Below are 19,455 nucleotides of genomic sequence, written 5' to 3'. Positions count from 1 at the left end.
GCGTCGCGGTACGCCGATGGCGATGATTTCCGGTGCGGCGCAGCATTGCCGTGCGTCAACGCAACAGGCGCCGGCTGAAACAGCCGGCGCCTGTTGCGCGTCATGTGATCACAGGCATTACTTGGGCAACGGCGAGCGTCCCTGGATCGAAAACGACGCAGCATTGCCAGCGGCGCCGGTGCCGGGCTGCCCGCCGCCGACGAACAACGTATAGTCGCCGGCCTCCACTGCGCGCTGCCCGCTGCGATCCACGTCGCTCAAGGCGCGTGCATCCAGATGGAAGGTCAGCGTGCGTTGCTCGCCCGCTGCAAGATGCACGCGCTGAAAACCGACCAGGCTGCGCAACGGCGACTGCGGGCGGTCCGGATACTGCAGATACACCTGCGCCACTTCGTCGCCGGCACGTGCACCGGTGTTGCGCACGGTAGCGGTCACCTGCAACGGATTGCCGGCTTGCAGCGTGGTGGTGGACAGCTGCGGCGCGTCGTAGGCAAAGCGGGTGTAGCTCAGGCCATAGCCGAACGGAAACAGCGGCTCGCCCTTGAAGTAGCGGTAGGTGCGGCCCTTCATGTCGTAGCTGACGTAGGGCGGCAGGTCCTTGGTGGAACGATAGAACGTCACCGGCAGGCGCCCGCCGGGGTTGTCGTCGCCGGCCAGCATGCGCGCGATCGCGGTGCCGCCGGACTGGCCCGGGTACCACGCCGCCACGATCGCATCGGCATGCATCTTGGCCCAGTTCAAGGCCACTGCGCTGCCGCTCATCAGCACCACCACCAGCGGCTTGCCGGAGGCCTTGGCCCGTTCCAGCAGCGCCTGCTGCGGGGCGGGCAGGGCGATGTCGTTGCGATCGCCGCCGTCGAAGCCGGGGACATCGATCCGCAACTCTTCGCCTTCCACATCCGGCGACAGGCCAACGAAAGCGACCACGGCGTCTGCCTGTGCCACGGCCTGCGCGGCTTCGGCCAGTTGCGCGGCGGCAGGAGCCAGCCATTCCAGGCGCACGCCCTGATCCTGGCCGCGATGCTCCATTTCCAGGCGGATCTTGCGTGGGCGGGTGTCGTCGAAATGCAGCACGGTTTCCACGCTGCGGCCGTCGGCGTTGTGCATGCCGGCCGGCACGTGCTTGTCTTCGGCGTTGCCGGCGACCACCAGCTTGTCGTCGATATACAGGCGTACCGGGTCGTGCCCGCTGCAATCGAAGCAACGCGCCACGCGCACCGCCAGGGTGTAATCGCCAGCGCTGGGCGGCAGCAGTTCGCCGCTCCAGCGTACTGCATAACGGTCGGCCGGTACCCCCTTGGCCGGGGCGACCTGATCCCAGTTGAAGCTCACCGTGCGGTCCTGCCGCACCACGCGCGCAGCACCGCTCATGTCGACATTGTCGAAATACTCGCCACGCAGTCCCGGCTTGCCATCGCTGCGCAATGCCGTTTCCGGGATCATGCCCGGCACGCCGGCGGCCAACGGTGCGCCTTGTGCGTAGCTCACCTGCTGCGCACCGAAGCGCTGACGCAGGCCCAGCAACGGCGTCACGGGCGCGGACGAAGTGCCCTGGTAATTGGCCTCCAATGCCGCCAGTGCGTCCGCATTCGGGCCGATCACCGCCAGCCGCGTGCCGGCTCTGAGCGGCAACGTGTTGGCATCGTTCTTCAGCAGCACGATCGACTCGGCAGCCGCCTGTAAGGCCAACGCACGATGCGCCGCGTTGTCCACGTCCTTCGCCCCGAGCCGTGCGTACGGATCCTTGCGCGGGGCCTCCAGCTCGCCCAGGCGATAGCGCGCGGCAAACAGGCGCACCAGCGATTGGTCGAGCAAGGCTTCGTCCACTTCGCCGCGCGCGATCGCCGTGCCGAGTTCGCGATAGGCATGCCCGCAATTGAGATCGTGCCCGGCCTTCAGCGCGGCGGCCGACGAGCCGGCGTTGTCGGGGCGGAAATAATGGAACTGGGTCATGTCGTCGACTGCATCGCAGTCGGACACCACAAAGCCCTTGAAGCCCCAGTCGCCGCGCACGCGGCCGTTGAGCAGCCAGTCCGCCGCGCAGACCGGGGTGCCGTGCAACGCGTTGTAGGCACACATCACCGAGCCGGCCTGGCCTTCGACCAGCGCGGCGCGGAACGCCGGCGTATAGGTCGCTTCCACATCGTGCGGCGACACATCCACATCGAAGCCATGCCGTCCCGGCTCGGGGCCGCTGTGCACTGCGATGTGCTTGGGCGTGGCGATCGTGCGTGGGTGGTTGAGATCCTCGCCCTGCAGGCCGCGGATAAAGCCCACCGCCATTTGCCCGGTGAGAAACGGATCCTCGCCGTAGGTTTCCATGCCACGGCCCCAGCGCGGGTCGCGGAAAATGTTGATATTGGGCGACCAGATGGTCAGACCGGCATAGCGCTGATGGTCCTTGCCCGGACCGCCGGCCTGGTTGAACTTGGCGCGCGCTTCGGTGGACACCACCGTGCCCACTTGCTGCATCAGGCTGGTATTCCAGCTCGCCGCCAGGCCGATCGACTGCGGAAACACCGTGGCGTAGCCGTTGCGCGCGATGCCGTGCAGGCCTTCGCTCCACCACTCGTAGGCGGGGATGCCCAGGCGCGGAATCGCCGGGGCATCGTTCATGGCCTGCGCCACCTTTTCTTCGCGGCTCATCTGCGCGACCAGCGCGGCGGCGCGCTGTTCGGGCGATCCGGCCGGTTTGGCGGGGGTGGCAAGGGCGAGGCAGGGCAGCGTCAGCCCAAGGCCCACTGCCATGGCAAGGCGCGATACAAACACGGACGACATGGATTCACTCCTGGGCAGCGGACAAGGCCGCTGGGGATTGTTCTGGTAGTGCTGCAGTGGTTGCGGTGTGGTGCGGGAGCGGCCCTCATCCGCCCTTCGGGCACCTTCTCCCGCCAGCGGGAGAAGGTGCCCGAAGGGCGGATGAGGGGCCGCGCCGCTCTTCATTTCGCAGCCGCTGCCTCCTGCGGCTCCGGCGGCGCACCAGCCAGCGTGGCGGCCAGGTCGCGCACCTGCAGCGCCGATTGCAACTGCGCCAGCGCCGCCTTGCTGGTCACGCGTACGGTCAACGGCTCGCCCGGCAGCAGGTCGAAGGCGTTGTCCGAGAGCGTGGCATCCACATCGCCGAACGATAGCCATACTTCGCGCGCCAGCGTGTCGCTGGTCAGGGTGAGTGCGTAGCCATCGCCATCGGCACGCCACTGGCTGTCGATCTTCGCAGCCGGCAAGGCGAGCTGCTTGGCCGGCGCGAAGAACACCACCTCACGCGACAGCAACGTGTCGCCGTCCAGCAGCTCGAACACCGCGTAGGTGCGCTTGGGATCGGCGCTGCCCAGCAATTGCTTGTCGCTGAAGTTGCCCACGTGTTGGCTGCTCAGCGCGTTGACGCTGGCTTTTTCCTCGCGCTTGCTCAGCACCTTGCCATCCATGCCCATCACCCGCATGCGCCAGCGTGCCGTCAGCGGGGTGGTGCGGTCGGACACCAGCGACACCTCGGTCTGGCCCTTGTCGTTGCGCAACGCGGCGATCATTTCCGGAGCGTAGAAGCGGCGTGCATGGTAATGCAGCGCCTTCCAGCGGCCGTAGTAATCCACGCTGGACCACGACGCACCCGGCCACACATCGTTGAGCTGCCAGTACAGCGAACCCATCGACTGCGGGCGCGAGGCGCGCAGATGAGAGGCCGCGATGTTGATGCCTTCGGCCTGCATCAGCTGGCTCAGGTAGACGAAGCTTTCGAAATCCTTGGGCTCGCCGAATTCGCGGCGGATGTAGAGCATCAGCCGCTTGTTGCCGTTGCCCTTGTCGAACTTCTGATGCACGCGCATCACCGGCGATTCCGGGTCCATGTCGCCGGGCTCGGCAAATGCACGCACGGTGCGCATATCGGGGAACGACTGCAGGCCGTACTCGGACATGAAGCGCGGGGTGACGTTGAGGTATTCGGTGACCGGCAGGGCAGGGCCGCCCCACACCTTCCAGTAATGCATGTCGCCATCGTTGGTCTGGTCGGCCGCGCCATCGAAATCGGTGCCCGGCGAGGTGGCCCAGTACGGCACATCGCTGTCGTAGGTGGCCACCACTTCGCGGAACACGGTGCCGAACAAGGTGGTCATGCCGCGTTCGATGCGGGTGCGTTCTTCCGGGTCCACCGACTGCTTGAACTTGACCCGGTCGCCCCAGTTTTCCCAACCGGTCTGCACTTCGTTGTTGCCGCACCACAACACGAGACTGGGGTGATCGCGCAGCCGCTTGACCTGCTCGATCGCCTCCTGCCGGGTGTTCTCGCGGAACTCCACGTCGTATGGCGGTACCGCGCCGCCGAACATGAAGTCCTGCCAGATCATGATGCCAAGCTCGTCGGCGACGTCGTAAAAATAGTCGTCCTGGTAATGCCCGCCGCCCCACATGCGCAGCATGTTCATGTTGGCATCGCGCGCGTCCTGCAAGGTGCTGCGCATGCGCTCGTGCGTGACACGTGCGGGGAAGGCATCCAGCGGAATCAGGTTGGCCCCCTTGGCGAAGATCGGGATGCCGTTGATCACGATCTCCATGCTCTTGCCGAACCGGTCTTTTTCGCGACGCAGCTCCACCGAACGCAGGCCGGTGACGCGCTTGATCTGCTGGCTGTCGCCATCGGCATCGCGCACGCTAGCGACGAAGGTGTAGCGGTCCTGCGCGCCGTAACCGGCCGGAAACCAGCGCTTGGGATTGGCGATGCGCACCGCCAGGTCGACGCGGTTCTGGCCGGGATCGACCACCGCGTCCTGGGTGAACTGGCCGACTTTTTGCCCATCCGGGCCCAGTACATCCAGCGTCACCTGCACCGGGCCGCTGCGGCCGGCCTGCAGGTCCAATTGCGCCTGCACTTGCGCACTGTGCGCATCCACCCGTTGCTGGGCGATATGCAGCCCGTCCACCCGCACGGCATCCCACGCTTCCACGCGCACATCCTTCCAGATGCCGGCGTTGACCATGCGCGGACCCCAGTCCCAACCGAAGTTGTACGGCGCCTTGCGCACATAGGTCGAGCTGTGCCGTGCCTCCGGCTCGTCCCCGAACGCCGAATCGTAGGCACCCGGCAGCGCATACGGCTGCTTGGCCAGCCACGGCTGGATCTTCTTGATCGGCGAATACAGCTTGACCTCCAGCAGGTTATCGCCGCGCTTGAGCAAGGATTTCGCGTCCACGCGCCACTGCCGGAACATGTTGTCGGCGCTGAGCAGCTGCTTGCCATTGAGGGTGACCTCGGCAAACGTGTCCAGGCCGTCGAACACCAACTCGACATGTTCGCGCTTGAGCGTGGCCGCATCGACAGTGAAGCGGGTCTGGTATTGCCAATCGCTCAGGCCGGCCCACTGGATCTTGCCTTCGTTGTCGCGATAGAACGGGTCGGGCACGATCTTGGCGGCGATCAGGTCGGTCTGCACCGCGCCGGGCACCTGCGCCGGCAGCCACGCCGCTGCTTTCGGATACGTCTTGCCCTGCTCCTGACCCGGCACCAGCCGCACCCGCCAGCCGCCATCCAGCGTCACCGCCGTGGGCGGCGCTGCCCAGGCCTGCGAGATGGCCAAGGCCAGGGCAAGCCCGAGACGGGCGGGGGTGGGAACAACACGATGACAGGACAGGGGCATGCGTGACTCTCCTAGGGTGGCTCAGCGCGTGGCGGCGGGGGGCGCCTGCGCAGTGGTTTCAATCAATTGAACGGCGCCGATGGCGTACAGGGGGCCGCGAATCGGCGCGGTGAAGCGCAGGCACAGATCGTGGACGCCGGTGCGTGCAGGCAGTGCGGTTTCCAGGGTGAATTGCTCGCCCAGGGTGTCGCTGCGCGGCAGCTGCACGCTGGCGATCAACTCGCCGTCGCAGCCCTGACGCACTTCCAGCTCACCGCCGCGGGTTTTGGCTGGGTATTGCACGACCTTGGATTGCTCGTGCGCCAGTCCGAAGTTGTTGGGCAAGCGTGCGGCTTCGATGCGGATTGCGCCGATACCGTCCAGCCGTGCCTGCGGATACAGGCGGCAGGCACGGAACAGGTCGACGTTGTACACCGGCGTGTCGGCGCCGGTCATCTCCGGCAACAGCGGCAGGCGCAAGCCGAGCGCGCCGGTTTCAACGCAGTGCTGCAATCCCTGCGTATCCACCCGCAACAAACTCGCGCGATCGAAGCTGCGGCGACGCGTGGCCGCCAGCGGCGTTCCGTTGGCATCGAACGCAGTCGCCTTGACCGTCGTCGGCAATCGAATCGTAAACGGCGCGTTGTAGCGCGGCGATGCCGGCGTTGGCTCGCTGCCGTCGACGGTGTAGTGAAGCGTGCCCGCGCCGGCTTGCGTGCTCAGCGCTACCTTGGCCGGCCCACCGGCGAGCACCGGATTGGGTCCGCCTTCCAGGGCGATATCGGCAGCGAATGCGCCATCGCTGTAGTCGATGCCCAGCGCCTTGTAGCGCTGCAGCTGCGCCGGCATGCGCGTCAGGAAGCTGTTCCAGTTGCGCGCTGCCGGCGGTGACCAGGTCACTTCCGCTACCGCAGCAAGACGCGGAAACAGTGCGTGATCCACGTGCCAGCGCGAGGGGATGTATTCGGACCACAACGCGCCTTGTGCGCCCAGTACATGCCCGGCCTGTTCGGCGCTGAGCTCGGCCGGCACCGGGTCGAATGCGTAGACCTTCGACAGCGGCAACACCGTCAGGCGGCCGTTCGGTTCGTCGCTGCGGGTGGTCTGCAGGTTGTCCAGATACAGCCAGTCGCCCGGCGCCAGCACCACATCGTGGCCTTGCTGTGCTGCGGTCACTGCGCCTTCGATGCCGCGCCACGACATCACCGACGCACTCGCCGGCACGCCGCCTTCGAGAATTTCATCCCAACCGATCATGCGCCGGCCGTACTGGGTGAGGTAGGCCGCCAGTTGTTCGTTGAACCAGCCCTGCATCGCGTGCGCGTCCTTGACCCCGAGCTTGCGCATCTGCGCGCGCACCGCCGGCGAGGCTTCCCACTGATCCTTCACCGCCTCATCGCCACCGATGTGGATGTAGGTCGACGGGAACAAGGTCAGCACCTCGTCCAGTACATTGGTGATGAAGGTCAGGCTGCGTTCGCTGGTGTTGAACAGATACGGGTTGACGCCCCAATCCACGCCCACCTGCGTGCGTGCGCCGGGTACGCCCACTTCTTCGGGGTAGGCAGCAACGGCTGCCTGTGCATGGCCGGGCATGTCCAGTTCGGGCAGCACGGTGATGTGCAGACGCGCCGCATAGGCGACGATCTCGCTGATCTGTTCCTGGGTGTAGAAGCCGCCATACCGCTGTGGCGTGCCGTGCTGGCCGGCGCCGGGCGGTGTGCGCCATGCGCCCACCTCGGTGAGCTTGGGATAGCGCTTGATCTCGATACGCCAACCCTGATCATCGGTGAGATGCCAATGCAGCACGTTGAGCTTGTGCAGGGCCATCGTATCGAGCACATGCTTGACCGTGTCCACATCATGGAAATGCCGGGCCACATCCAGGTGCTGGCCGCGCCAGCTGAAACGCGGCCAGTCGCGGATCGCCACCGCCGGGACCTGGACCTCGCCCTTGCGCGCATCCGGTGTCATCAATTGCCAGGCGCTGATTGCGCCATACAACAAGCCGGCGCCATCGCGCGCGGCGATGCGCACGCCCTTGGCATCGGCTTCCAGGCTGTAACCTTCTTTATGCCCTACCGGCGCCTGCGCGCTGCGCTCCAGGCGGATGCTGCCCGGCGAGGCACTGGTTTCGGCGCGCACTTCCAACCGCAGCCCGCGTGTGCGTTGCAGCAGATCGGCCAGATGTTCGGCACTGCGGCGTGCATCGGCATCGCCGGGCACGATCGAGATCACCGTGCCGGCGCCCACCGTGAAGCTGCCGCTACCGCGTTTGACCTCCACTGCCGCAGGAATCAGCGGCAACGCGATACCCGCAGTGTTTGCGGCTGCAGCAGGTGCGCCCGCGGTTGCAACGGCCGGCGAGGTGCCTGGCGCTCGTTGACCGCAACCGGCCAGCGACGCTGCCGCGAATGCGAGCGCAAGCAGGCGCGAGGATAACGGCGAGACGGCTGTCAGGCGTGCGGTGGGTGCGGAGTTCGACATCATGCAATCAGATCCCGATGTGGCGGCGGTACACGGCAGCCACGCACAGTAGCAAAGCCGTGTCGGAAGACGCAGTGACTGGCGCACGCTTCGTCCCGCTGCGCAGCGCGGGCGCTGCGTGGTCATGCGATCACGTCAGGGGCGTCGGTCGCTGCAAAACCGGCGCGGGCGACGCTGGAACCGGAATGCAGCCAGGCAGTCCGATTCCCTGCACCAGCCGCGCCCGCCCGATCACGGTGCCGTCGTTGCGTCAGCTGCGCTTAGCGCTGCGCGGTCGGTAGCTCGTCCCACACCTTCGGGTCTTCGGCGCCCAGCACCCAGCAGCTGAATCCTTCCAGGCCGTATTGTCTGGTCAGCTCGTAACGTGCCTTGAAGCTGCGTGCGTCAGGGCGGAACACCCACTCGCGCATGTCGTCGCGATAGAAGTAGAACCATGATTCCTGCTCGACCGGATCCCACTGCACGGTGGCGTTCTGTTCCTGCGCCAGCGGGAACGACTCGTCTGCATCGATATACGTTGCGGAAATATTCGACGCCTCGGTGCCGTCGTCCTTCACCGGGTTGCCGGTGTACCAGCGATAGCCGTAGGTGGCGATGCCCAGCGACAGCTTGTCCTTCGGCACCTGGGTGATGGCGTAATCCAGGTGCTTCTTCATCCACACCATGCCATCGACCGGGCCCGGCGTGGTCCAGCGCGTGTGCTGGTCGTAGGTCATCAGGCTGACCAGATCCACCGCCTGGCCCAGGGCTTTGAGGTCGTACGCACCGCGCCAGTATTCCCACATCCACTTGGAGAACTGGCCGCCTTCGGCATAGCCCGGTGCGTTCGGCACCACGGCGACCGACATCTTGAAACCGGCCTTGTGCAGCGCGTCTGCGGTCTGCTTGACCATCAGCGTGTAGGCGTCGCGGTCGGTCCAGGCGATGTTTTCGAAATCGAACTGGAAGCCGTAGTACTTGTGCTGCTTGCCGTGGATGAGCAGCGATTCGATCATGCGCTTCTTGGCGGTTTCGTCATGCATCAGCTTGTGGAAGCCTTCGCGACCGGTGGTCATCGACAGGATCGGCATGACCCGCAGCTTGTGCTGCTTGGCGATGTCGTACAGATACATGTTGGGGGTGCCGTTGACCAGGCCGTTCTGGTCCACGCCATACCAGGTAGGCACCACCACATCGATCTTGTCGACGTTGGCGATGAAGGAGTTGGTCGATTTCTGCGTGTTCATCAGATAGAACAACGCCGTGGGGTTTTTGGCCAAGGCCGGGGCGCAGGTCAGTGCCAGCGCGAGCAACATCCAGGTCAATCGCTTACTCATGAAAGACAACATCCGTCAGGGAGTGGGGGAGGAAAGGTCGATGCGGAAGACGTAGGCACTCTCGCCAACCGGCTTGACCGGCAGGTGCAGATGCAGGCCGTCGGCGCGTTGTTCGAACGGGATCTTCTTGCCGTTTGCCAGCAAGGTCACGGCGCGTACGCCGTCGGCGGCCTTGAGCGAGCGGATCACCGCCTCGCCATTGCTGGGCCAGCCGAGCTCGATCGCATACAGCGCGCCATCGCGCGTGGTGAAGCGGAAATCCTCGGCCGTGTACGGCTTGGTCTTGATGTCCTGGAAGGTGCCGCCCACCACTCCGGTGGGGCCTTCGCCGTACACGCGCCACGGCGTGCTGTCGTAGATCGCGCTGCCGTTGGTCTTGAGCCACTTGCCGATCGCCAGCAGGATGCCGCGCTCGGTGTCCGGGATCGAACCATCGGCGCGCGGCCCGATGTTGAGCATCAGGTTGCCGTTCTTGGCCACCACGTCGGCCAGCATGTGGATGATGAAGGTGGGCGACTTGTAGGTGTCGTTTTCGATATAGCCCCACGAGGCGTTGCTCACCGAGGTGTCGGTCTGCCAATGCGTGGGGTGGATGCCGGTGAGCTGGCCGCGCTCGATATCCAGCGTGCCTGCGCCTTCGGGGAAGGCGCCGAGCTTGTAGTTCACCACCACGCCGCGGTCTGCTTCGGTCCGCGCCGCGCCCTGGTTGTAGTAGTACGCCAGCATCGTCGGCAGGCTGCGGCGGAAGGTGGGGTGGGCAATCCACCAATCGAAATAGATCAGGTCCGGTTGATAGGTGTCGATCAACTCGGTGGTGCGCGCCAGCCAATCGTCCAGCCAGGCCTGCGAGACCGGCGTCCAGTCGTTGGCCACATCGGCATCGTCCTTGCCCGGCAAGCGCACCTGCGCCGGACCGTACAGCCCGGCGTAACGCGGATCGTTGACGTCCGAATCGAAGGTGCGGCCGCCATCGAAGAACCAGTTGTGTTCGGCGCGGTGCGATGACAGCCCGAAATGCAGCCCCTGTGCGCGAATGGCCTTGGACAACTCGCCCAGCAGGTCGCGCTTGGGCCCCATCTTCATCGCGGTCCAGTCGGACAACTTGGAGTCGTACAGCGCAAAACCGTCGTGGTGTTCGGCCACCGGCACCACGTAGCGCGCGCCGGATTGCCGGAACAGCTTGGCCCAGCCAGTCGGGTCGAACTTGGGCGCGGTGAACTTGGGAATCAGATCCTTGTAGCCGGAACGCGCCTGCGGCCCGTAGGTCGCCACGTGATGGGCGAACTCCTTGGAGCCTTGCAGATAAATGTTGCGCGAATACCACTCGCTGCCGAACGCCGGCACCGAGAACACGCCCCAGTGGATGAAGATGCCGAACTTGGCGTTGTCGTACCACGCCGGCGATTGATAGGCCTTCAGTGCCGCCCAATCGGGACGGAACGGACCCTTGCGCGCGCCGGCTTCGGCTTCGCGCACCAGGCGCTCGCGTTCGGGCGCATAGGCAGCGGTGGCATCGAGCCACTGCTGGTCGATCGCTTCGGGGCTGAGCGTGGCGGCGGTGGGGGCGGTCGGCGATTGCGCCGCATTGACGTGCAGCGCGGGCAGCGCGAGCAAGAGAGCGAACGCGAGCATTCGGCTCCTGGGTGCAGCTCCGGCGTGGCGGCGGGATGGAGCCGCGAACTGGCGGCTATCGGTCGTCATGGGAACTGCACTCCTGTAAGCGAAACGCGTCGGTGATGCTGCGGCCGCGCGTGGATGGCGAAAGCGGGCCTGGCCACGCCCCCTCGGCGGCGAAGGGGCGTGGCCAGTACCACTCCTTGGTGCGACATCGACCTGCCGCTGCGGACAGCGACAGGTCCAAAAAAAAAGCGCGCCACCGTGGAGGGTCGGTGGCGCGCCGGGACTACATCAGAACTTGAAGTTCAGCTGGGCCTGGTAGCCGCGGCCGTTCTTGTACATGCCGATCGGTGCGTACTTCACTTCGTTGTACCAGTAGTACGTCGAATCCAGCAGGTTGGTCGCGCTGAAGCTGATACCCATCCAGTCGTTGATCTGATAGGAAGCGGTCAGATCCAGCTGCTTGTATTCGTCGGTGAAGACCTTCGAATCCAGCCGGCCGATCTGGGTGAAGTACTTGGACCGGTAGCTGTAGTTGACGCGCACCGTCCACGGACCCTGTTCCCAGTACGGAATGATGTTGTAGGTATTGCGCGACAGGTAGGGCAGGTTCAGGCCTTCACTGGCATCGGCTTCGGCATAGGTGTAGTTCGTCTGCAAGCCAAAACCGTAGCCGAAGGCTTGCTGGTAGTTGATCGATGCGCCCTTGACCTTTGCATTGGACACGTTGATCGGCGAACTGACCGTGTAAAGCCCGGTGACCCCGCTGACCGGATCGGTCAGTTGTTGCTCGCTGGTGTCGGTCACGATGTAGGAACCGATATCGCGGTAGAAGACTTCACCGGACAGCATGCTCGACGGAGCGAAATACCATTCCGCCGCAAGGTCGTAGTTGGTCGATTCGTACGGCTTCAGGTTGGGGTTGCCGCCGCTGGCGGTCAGGTTCTGGCTGTTGGTGCTGTTGAAGGTGAACGCGCCGGCCAGATCGCCATAGCGCGGACGCGCGATGACCTTGGCTGCCGAGAAGCGCAGCACGGAATCGTCGGTCATGTCATAGGCGATGTTGAAGCTCGGCAACGGCTTGAAGTAGTCGGTGTTCTGCGCGACACGGCTGTAGTTGTTGCCACCGCTGTTCTGCCAGTACAGCGACTTGTCCTTGGTGTCGACCAAGCGCACGCCAAGGTTGCCGCGCCACTTGCCGGACTCGAAGTTCAGCTGGGTATAAAAGTTATGGGTGATTTCCTTGACATCGAACGAGGAGCCGTAGTCGATGCTGTAGGGGCCTTGCGGCTGGCTGCGCAGGTAGTTGATCACCGAGCGCAGGTTGGCGGTGGACCAGTTGGTCAGGTCGCCGCTGGCGCCCAGGCCGTCGTACAGGCCGCTCGGCGTCGTGCCGGGGCTGAACTGGGTCAGCGACACCGCATCGGTGGTGTTGATGCGATTGCCGCGGGCATCGACGCCGTTATCGTGGTTGATGTACTTGTAGCCGAACTGCAGCTTGTTGAACGGGCCCCAGCTCAGGTCGCGCGCGGCATCCCACTGGAAGTACTTTTCCTGGTCCTCGCTCTTGGCGTAGTAGATGCCACCGGCCTGCATGGCGCCGGTGGCGGTCGAACCTGCCGGCAATCCTGCCGGGCTGCCCGGCAGGCCCCAGTTGGACGCAGCGCCGTTCTGGTAGTTCACGTCGGTATGGCTGCCGTCGTAGGCGAAGTCATAGCCGCCGTCCTGCAGCAAGAACTTCATCAGGTACTCGGGATTCTTGCCGCCGGTGGCCTTGGTGTCGCCGACCTGGGTGGTGAACACCCAATTCTCGCCGTAGAAATCGTGGCGCAGGTTCAGGCTCTTGGTGGTGACGGTGCTTTCGCGATAGTTGGTGTCCAACTGGGCATAGGGCTGGTTGCCATTGCCGGCGCCGTCGGTGACCGTGGCCTGGGTGATATAGCCGTTCTGAACGGTCGCGCTGGTGATCTTGTCCTGGTCGCCGCAGCCTGGGCAAACGTAACGCGATTCGCTGAAGTTGTTGTACTTGCCCTTGATGTAGATGCCGGTCAGATTGAATTCGTTCTGCTCGTTCGGCTTCCACTGCAGTGCGCCCTGCAGGCCGTTGCGCTCGCGGGTCTGCTGGAAGAAGGCGCTGTTGATGCCGACCGGAATCTTGGCGGTCGCGACGCTGCCACCGTCGCCGGAGATGTTCGCGGTCGCCGGGATGCCTGCGCCGGTGTTGTAGCCGAAGAACTCGATACCGGCGCGTGCCAGATCCTGCTTGTCGTGCGTGGCCGAAATCAACGCGCCGAAGGTTTCGTCGTCGTTCTTCCAACTCCACAGCGCCGAGCCGCGCGGATTGCCTTCTTCGGAGCGGTCGTTGTAGTTGTAGCCGACCGAGCCGCGGATGGTGTTCTTGGGCAGATCAAGCGGCTTGCGGGTGTGCACGATCACGGTGCCGCCGATCGAGCCTTCGTCGATGCGCGCTTCGGGGGTCTTGTAGACCTCCATCAGGCCGATGATTTCCGGCGACAGCAGCGTGTAGTTGAAGGTACGGCCGCTGGTGTCGGTCGGGTTGCCGCCCCAGTCGCCCGAGGCGATGGTCTGGCCATTGAGCAGCACGCGGTTCAACGCCGGGTCGGTGCCATTGATGCTGACCTTTTCGCCTTCGCCGAACTGACGGTCGACGCTGATGCCCGGAAGATGCGCCAGCGATTCGGCCGCATTGGTGTCCGGGAACTTGCCGATGTCTTCGGCGCTGATCGCATCGACGATGGAATTGGCCGAGCGCTTGACCGCCTGGCTCTTCTCCAGCGACGCGCGGTAGCCGGTGACGGTGATGGTATCCAACTCGGTGGTGCTCGACTGCGTGCCGGCCGGTGCTTGTTGTTCTTGTCCGGCAGCCATTGCAGAGCCGGAGCAGTACAGAGCGGCGGTGATACAGAGTGCTAACGTCGTGGTGCGGCTGTGCATGGCTAAACCTCATTGGTTAGTGCTGTGAGCGCGCTGCCCTGCAGATAGGGCGCAACGCGCTCGGCGTGGCCGGCAAAACAACACGCCCTGACCGATCGCGATAATTGCGCTGGCACGCTTCTTTCGAAGCAGAGTGCAGGCGATTCGCGTGGTGAAGGAGGTGTCCCCCGTGTGGTGAAGCGGTGGAGCTAAACGCACATCAGCGAGCGGGAACGTCTGGCGACGCACGACTCGCGAATCTGGAATGCCAGGCGAGGGAATGCCCGTTCTTCAGTACCGAACAGTCCATGGCCCCTCCTGCCAGACCCCCGATTTGAATCGAGTCTCGCGTAGCCCTGACAGCGTTGTCAACACGTCGTCACAGATCTCTGATGTGGTCGCGACTGCGCTGCAATGCAGCATTTGCGGGCAAGGGCAAACGCTGCGCCGCAGCATTTTGCGCAATGCGCTTTGCGAGCGCGACTGCTACCATCGGCGCGTACTATCGTAAAGACCGCAACACCACCGGTTCGCCCTGGAGTTGTGCTGGAATCGCCGGCGCGCCTGCAGATTTTTGGCGAATGAGGCGTGCCGTTCCGCTCGGGCCATGTCGCGGTTGCCACGGTTGCGTTACAAGACGATTGCTGACAACGTTGTCTACCCGTTTGCCGTTCGTCGGATAACGGACGACGAGCCAGCCGCCGGCACTGATCAGGAGAATGCGTGAGCGCAAGCAGTCCAATGGAAGCGGTGGCCTTTCCGCGCCCCGAAACCTTCGTTGCCGCCGATGTGGGCGGCACGCACGTGCGCCTGGCGCTGGTATGCGAGAGCAATGACGCGGGCAAGCCGATCACGGTGCTGGACTATCGCAAGTACCGCTGCGCCGACTATCCGGGCCTTGCCGACATCATGGCCGCGTTCTTCGCGGAACTGGGTTGTGCACCAGTACGCCGGGGCGTGATCGCCAGCGCCGGCTACGCGCTGGAAGACGGTAGCGTGATCACCACCAATCTGCCCTGGGTACTGGCGCCGGAGCAGATTCGCCGCCAGCTCGGCATGCAGGCCCTGCATCTGGTCAACGATTTCGAAGCGGTCGCCTATGCGGCCAATTACATGAGCGGCAACCAGGTCATGCAGTTGTCTGGCCCGGTGCAGGGTGCCGCAGGCCCGGCGTTGGTGCTTGGTCCGGGCACGGGCCTGGGCGCGGCGCTGTGGATCCCCAACGATGGTCATCCGGTGGTGCTGCCCACCGAAGCCGGCCACGCGGCACTGGCGCCGGCCAGCGATCTGGAAATGGCGTTGCTGCAGGAACTGCGGCGCACGCGCACCCACGTGGGGACCGAAACGCTGTTGTCCGGCCCGGGCCTGTTGAATCTGTACACCGCGCTGGCGGCCTTGCGTGGGGACACCGTGGTGCACGCCAGCCCGGCCGATATCACCGCGGCCGCAATGGCCGGCAACGATGGATTGGCGCACGACGCCTTGCAGGCGTTTTGCGGATTTATGGGCAGCGTGGTCGGCGACCTGATGCTGCTGTATGGCGTGCGCAGTGGCGTTTATCTGGCTGGCGGTTTCCTGCCGCAAATCGCCACCTTTATCGCCGATGGCGACTTCGTCGCGCGCCTGCTCGACAAGGGCGCCTTGCGTCCCGCGCTGGAGCAGGTGCCGGTGAGCATCGTCGAGCACGGCCAGCTTGGCGTCATCGGTGCTGCCAGCTGGTTCCTGCAGCGCGGCCGCTGAGCGCTCGCATACGGCAGGTGCAGCGAGCCGGCTGCACCAGATCGATCAACTCCGCATTCCGGTAGGAGCGCACCCGGGCGCGACGCGGCGTTGCCGATAAACGCCTGGTCGCGCCCGGGTGCGCTCCTACGGCGTCATGGCGCTATAGGTCCCCGAACCGCGACTGTAGCGCCGCAATCGCCGCCAGCCCCGCCGTTTCGGTGCGCAGAATGCGCGGCCCTAGCTGCAGTCCGCTGAAACCCGCCTCGGCAAGCAGTGCGCGATCGCGTGGCGACCAGCCGCCTTCCGGCCCGATCGCCACGACGATGTGTTGCTGGATGCTCGATGCCAACGTGCCCAGGCGATGCTCGCCCTGTGGGTCCAGCGTCAGCCGTAGCGCATGCGCGTCGCTGGCCTGCGCCGCGTCCTGCAGGCCCTGCGGCGCGGCCACGCTGGGAAGACGTGCACGCCCGGATTGCTCGCAGGCCGACACCACCACGCTGCGCCAGTGCGCCACGCGTTTTTCGGTGCGCGCCGCATCGAGCTTGACCTCGGTGCGCTCGGCGATCACCGGCACGATCGCCGCAACGCCCAATTCGGTGGCCTTCTGCAGGATCAGATCCATCTTCTCGCCGCGCGCGATGCCTTGCATCAAGGTGATACGCAGCGGCGATTCGTTGGAGAGCGGCTCGGCGCGTTCCACCCGCGCACGTGCATCGCGCTTGCCCGCCACGGTGATGCGTGCGTGGTAGTCGCTGCCGTCGCCGTTGAACAGGATGCAGGCATCGCCCTCGCGCAGCCGCAGTACCCGCAGCAGGTGATTGGCCGACTCTTCCGGCAATGTCACTTCCTGGTCGCAGTGCAGCGGCAGCGCGACATGCGAACGGGTCAGGCGCATGCGACCGCTTCCGTGATGGCATGGCGGGTGGTGTCGGCCAACAACGCAAGCTGCGCCTCGTCCACGCAATACGGCGGCATCCAGTACAGCACGTCGCCAAGCGGGCGCAGCACCACGCCTTTTTCGAGCGCCGCGCGATACGCCTTCAGGCCGACGCGTGCGGCAGACGCAAACGGCGTGCGCTTGTTACCGCCCTGGGTCAGCTCGAAGGCCACGATCATGCCGGCCTGGCGCACGTCCGCCACGGACGGGTGTTCGCCGATCTGCGCAGCGAGCGCGCGCATGCGCGCGGCGATGGGTTGGTTACGCGCAATCACGTCGTCGTCTGCGAAGATCTTCAAGGTCGCCAGCGCCGCGGCACATGCCAGCGGGTTGCCGGTGTAACTGTGCGAATGCAGAAACGCACGCTCGCGCGAATCGTCCAGGAACGCGTCGTACAACTGCTGCGTGGCCAACACCGCCGACAGCGGCAGGAAGCCGCCGGTCAGTCCCTTCGACAGGCACAACAGGTCGGGCATCACGCCGGCCTGTTCGCAGGCAAACAGGGTGCCGGTACGGCCGAAGCCGGTGGCGATCTCGTCGGCGATCAAGAATGCACCATGGGCATCGCATAATTCGCGCGCGCGGCGCAGATACGCCGGGTGGTACATGCGCATCCCGCCCGCGCATTGCACGCGCGGCTCCAGGATCAGTGCACAGATTTCGCCGGGCGAGTGTTCGAACAGTGCCTGCAACGCATCGGCTGCCTGCAGCGCATGGTCTTCGGCGCTTTGCCCCGGTTCGGCCAGGTAGGCATCGGGCGAGGGCGTGAACATCGCCTCCAGCAACAGCGGCGCATACACGCGCCGGTACAGCGGAATATCGCCAACCGATAGCGCGCCGATGGTTTCGCCGTGGTAACCATTCTCCAGTGCGATGAACCGCGTCCGCCGGTGGTCGCCGCGATTGTGGAAGTAATGAAAGGCCATCTTCAGCGCCACCTCCACGCCGGCCGATCCGTTGTCGGCATAGAACACCTTGGACAGCGGCGCGCGCCCGGCCTGGCGTGGCGCGATCGCCAGCAACTGCTCGGCCAGCTGCACGGCCGGCGTATGCGTGAAGCCGGCCAGCATCACCTGCTCCAGTTCGCCGGCCTGGCGCGCGATGGCCGCGCCGATGCGCGGTTCGGTATGACCGAACAGGTTGGTCCACCAGCTGCTCACCGCGTCCAGATAGCGGCGGCCGTCATGGCCGACCAGCCATGCGCCTTCGCCACCCACGATCGGCACCAGCGGCAGCGTGTGCGGGTGCTCACGCATCTGCGTGCAGGGGTGCCACACCACGGCAAGATCGCGTTGCCGCCAATGTTCGGCAGTTTGTGCGGCTGCAGGGTCTGCTAGGATTTCGGGTTCATGGACATGTCGATGCATCCGCCTATTCTATCGGCCCGCTTTGCGGCTGCGTGCGACGCATGAGCTCGCGCCTGCCGATCATCCACAAGATCACCGATCTGGGCGACGGGCCGTTCCGTCGGCAGCAGCTGGATCTGGAGTTTTCCAACGGGCAGCGTCGCATCTACGAACGCCAACTCAGCCAGGGCCATGGCGCCGTGGTGGTGGTACCGATGCTCGATGCGCAAACCGTGCTGCTGGTGCGCGAATACGCCGCCGGCGTGCATCGCTACGAACTCGGTCTGGTCAAGGGCCGCATCGACGCCGGCGAAACACCCGAGCAGGCCGCCGACCGCGAGCTCAAGGAAGAAGCCGGCTATGGCGCACGCCAGGTACAGGTGCTGCGCGCGATGACGCTCGCTCCTACTTATATGAGTCACCAATCCTGGTTGGTGCTGGCACGCGACCTCTATCCCGAGCGCCTGGTCGGCGACGAGCCGGAAGAGATGGACGTGGTGCCGTGGCCAATCGCACGTCTGGACGAATTGATGCTGCGCGAAGATTTTTCCGAAGGCCGTTCGCTGGCCGCCTTGTTCATTGCGCGCGAGTGGCTGGAGCGCAATCCATGATCCGCATCCCGATGGAGCTGCGCGAAACCGTGATCGCCATCGCGCGCGACGCCGGCGACGCAATCATGGAGGTCTACGCCCAGGACTTTTCGGTGGAGATCAAGGACGACGCCAGCCCGCTGACCCAGGCCGACCTGGCGGCCAACCGCGTCATCGTCGAAGGCCTGCGCCGTGTCACCCCGGATGTGCCGGTGCTGTCGGAAGAGTCTGCGCACGTGGCCTGGGAGCAACGCCAGTACTGGACCAGTTACTGGCTGGTCGATCCGCTCGATGGCACCCGCGAATTCGTCAAGCGCAATGGCGAGTTCAGCGTCAACATCGCACTCATCCATATGGGCGCGCCGGTGCTGGGGGTGGTGCAGGCGCCGGTCGACGGACGGGTCTGGTATGCCGCGCGTGGCGAGAACGCCTTCCGCCGCGATGGCGACCGCGATGAGATGCTGCACACGCGCACCCCGGCCGCCATGCCGTTGCGGGTGGCAGCCAGCCGTTCGCATCGCGACGCGCGGACTGCCGCCGCGCTGGAGCGGATGGGCGAGATCGACGTGGTCGCGCAAGGCTCGTCGTTGAAGTTCTGCCGCATCGCCGAAGGCGATCTGGACGTGTATCCGCGCTTCGGCCCCACCTCCGAGTGGGACACCGCCGCCGGCCAGTGCGTGCTGCATGCGGCCGGTGGCGTGTTGCTGGCCGGCGCCAGCGGCAAACCGTTCCGCTACAACCGCCGCGACACCTTGCTCAACGGCGACTTCATCGCACTGGGCGACCCCAATCTGCCCTGGCGCGATTGGCTGGCCTGAGCGGCATGCGCGCCGTCCTGACGACGGCATGGCTGCGCAAGGTCCTGACGCTCTGGAAGGTACACTCCGGTATCTCCGC

At 65.2% G+C, this 19,455-nt stretch carries 11 protein-coding genes; 3 read left to right on the top strand and 8 right to left on the bottom strand.

Going from position 1 to position 19,455, the window contains the following annotated elements:
* Positions 1–117: 117 nt before the first annotated feature.
* The 6 genes from AMD14_RS16020 to AMD14_RS15995 all read right to left on the bottom strand — a co-directional run bounded on the left by AMD14_RS16020 (position 118) and on the right by AMD14_RS15995 (position 13,984).
* Positions 118–2,778, bottom strand: a complete 2,661-nt coding sequence (locus tag AMD14_RS16020) for a glycoside hydrolase family 3 C-terminal domain-containing protein (protein WP_011052020.1) — start codon at positions 2,776–2,778, stop codon at positions 118–120.
* 161 nt (positions 2,779–2,939) lie between these two features.
* Entirely contained in the window at positions 2,940–5,630 is a 2,691-nt protein-coding gene (locus AMD14_RS16015; protein WP_011052019.1) for a beta-mannosidase, read from the bottom strand.
* Between the two features lie 21 nt (positions 5,631–5,651).
* Positions 5,652–8,099 (bottom strand): family 20 glycosylhydrolase, encoded by a 2,448-nt coding sequence (locus AMD14_RS16010; RefSeq protein WP_015463474.1) that lies wholly within the window; start codon positions 8,097–8,099, stop codon positions 5,652–5,654.
* Positions 8,100–8,356: 257 nt separating this feature from the next.
* Positions 8,357–9,424, bottom strand: a complete 1,068-nt coding sequence (locus tag AMD14_RS16005; protein WP_015472473.1) for a glycosyl hydrolase family 18 protein — start codon at positions 9,422–9,424, stop codon at positions 8,357–8,359.
* Positions 9,425–9,427: 3 nt separating this feature from the next.
* Positions 9,428–11,113: an alpha-L-fucosidase gene (locus AMD14_RS16000; RefSeq protein ID WP_011052017.1), complete on the bottom strand. Its 1,686-nt coding sequence runs from the start codon at positions 11,111–11,113 to the stop codon at positions 9,428–9,430.
* A 207-nt stretch (positions 11,114–11,320) separates the two neighbouring features.
* Positions 11,321–13,984, bottom strand: coding sequence for a TonB-dependent receptor (locus tag AMD14_RS15995; RefSeq protein ID WP_011052016.1), 2,664 nt, complete (start codon positions 13,982–13,984; stop codon positions 11,321–11,323).
* A gap of 720 nt (positions 13,985–14,704) precedes the next feature.
* On the opposite strand from AMD14_RS15995, the gene AMD14_RS15990 reads away from it, so the two are divergent.
* Entirely contained in the window at positions 14,705–15,703 is a 999-nt protein-coding gene (locus tag AMD14_RS15990; RefSeq protein ID WP_015472470.1) for a glucokinase family protein, read from the top strand.
* 142 nt (positions 15,704–15,845) lie between these two features.
* Here AMD14_RS15990 and AMD14_RS15985 read toward each other — a convergent pair whose 3' ends face one another.
* Positions 15,846–16,580, bottom strand: coding sequence for a 16S rRNA (uracil(1498)-N(3))-methyltransferase (locus AMD14_RS15985; protein ID WP_003482429.1), 735 nt, complete (start codon positions 16,578–16,580; stop codon positions 15,846–15,848).
* A complete protein-coding gene (bioA, locus tag AMD14_RS15980) occupies positions 16,571–17,989 on the bottom strand; it encodes an adenosylmethionine--8-amino-7-oxononanoate transaminase (protein WP_011052014.1) in 1,419 nt (472 codons plus the stop codon). The genes AMD14_RS15985 and bioA overlap by 10 nt, the downstream gene beginning before the upstream one ends.
* 41 nt (positions 17,990–18,030) lie before the next feature.
* Between bioA and nudE the strand changes: the two genes are divergently transcribed.
* Positions 18,031–18,579 carry an ADP compounds hydrolase NudE gene (nudE, locus tag AMD14_RS15975; protein WP_003482427.1) on the top strand — a complete coding sequence of 183 codons (549 nt, stop codon included), beginning with the start codon at positions 18,031–18,033 and terminating at the stop codon, positions 18,577–18,579.
* Positions 18,576–19,376, top strand: a complete 801-nt coding sequence (cysQ, locus tag AMD14_RS15970) for a 3'(2'),5'-bisphosphate nucleotidase CysQ (RefSeq protein WP_003482426.1) — start codon at positions 18,576–18,578, stop codon at positions 19,374–19,376. Before nudE ends, cysQ begins: the two co-directional genes overlap by 4 nt.
* Positions 19,377–19,455 lie beyond the last annotated feature (79 nt).

It is taken from the genome of Xanthomonas citri pv. citri (genome assembly GCF_000961215.1).
GTDB classification, from domain to species: domain Bacteria; phylum Pseudomonadota; class Gammaproteobacteria; order Xanthomonadales; family Xanthomonadaceae; genus Xanthomonas; species Xanthomonas cissicola.
Note: the sequence above shows the minus strand (reverse complement) of the source record. Positions and strands in the feature narration are given on the sequence as shown.

Bases quoted from the DNA above. Each gene is read 5' to 3' on its own strand.
- AMD14_RS16020 (WP_011052020.1), bottom strand. From the start codon at position 2,778: ATGTCGTCCGTGTTTGTATCGCGCCTTGCCATGGCAGTGGGCCTTGGG.
- AMD14_RS16015 (WP_011052019.1), bottom strand. From the start codon at position 5,630: ATGCCCCTGTCCTGTCATCGTGTTGTTCCCACCCCCGCCCGTCTCGGG.
- AMD14_RS16010 (WP_015463474.1), bottom strand. From the start codon at position 8,099: ATGATGTCGAACTCCGCACCCACCGCACGCCTGACAGCCGTCTCGCCG.
- AMD14_RS16005 (WP_015472473.1), bottom strand. From the start codon at position 9,424: ATGTTGTCTTTCATGAGTAAGCGATTGACCTGGATGTTGCTCGCGCTG.
- AMD14_RS16000 (WP_011052017.1), bottom strand. From the start codon at position 11,113: ATGACGACCGATAGCCGCCAGTTCGCGGCTCCATCCCGCCGCCACGCC.
- AMD14_RS15995 (WP_011052016.1), bottom strand. From the start codon at position 13,984: ATGCACAGCCGCACCACGACGTTAGCACTCTGTATCACCGCCGCTCTG.
- AMD14_RS15990 (WP_015472470.1), top strand. From the start codon at position 14,705: ATGGAAGCGGTGGCCTTTCCGCGCCCCGAAACCTTCGTTGCCGCCGAT.
- AMD14_RS15985 (WP_003482429.1), bottom strand. From the start codon at position 16,580: ATGCGCCTGACCCGTTCGCATGTCGCGCTGCCGCTGCACTGCGACCAG.
- bioA (WP_011052014.1), bottom strand. From the start codon at position 17,989: ATGCATCGACATGTCCATGAACCCGAAATCCTAGCAGACCCTGCAGCC.
- nudE (WP_003482427.1), top strand. From the start codon at position 18,031: ATGAGCTCGCGCCTGCCGATCATCCACAAGATCACCGATCTGGGCGAC.
- cysQ (WP_003482426.1), top strand. From the start codon at position 18,576: ATGATCCGCATCCCGATGGAGCTGCGCGAAACCGTGATCGCCATCGCG.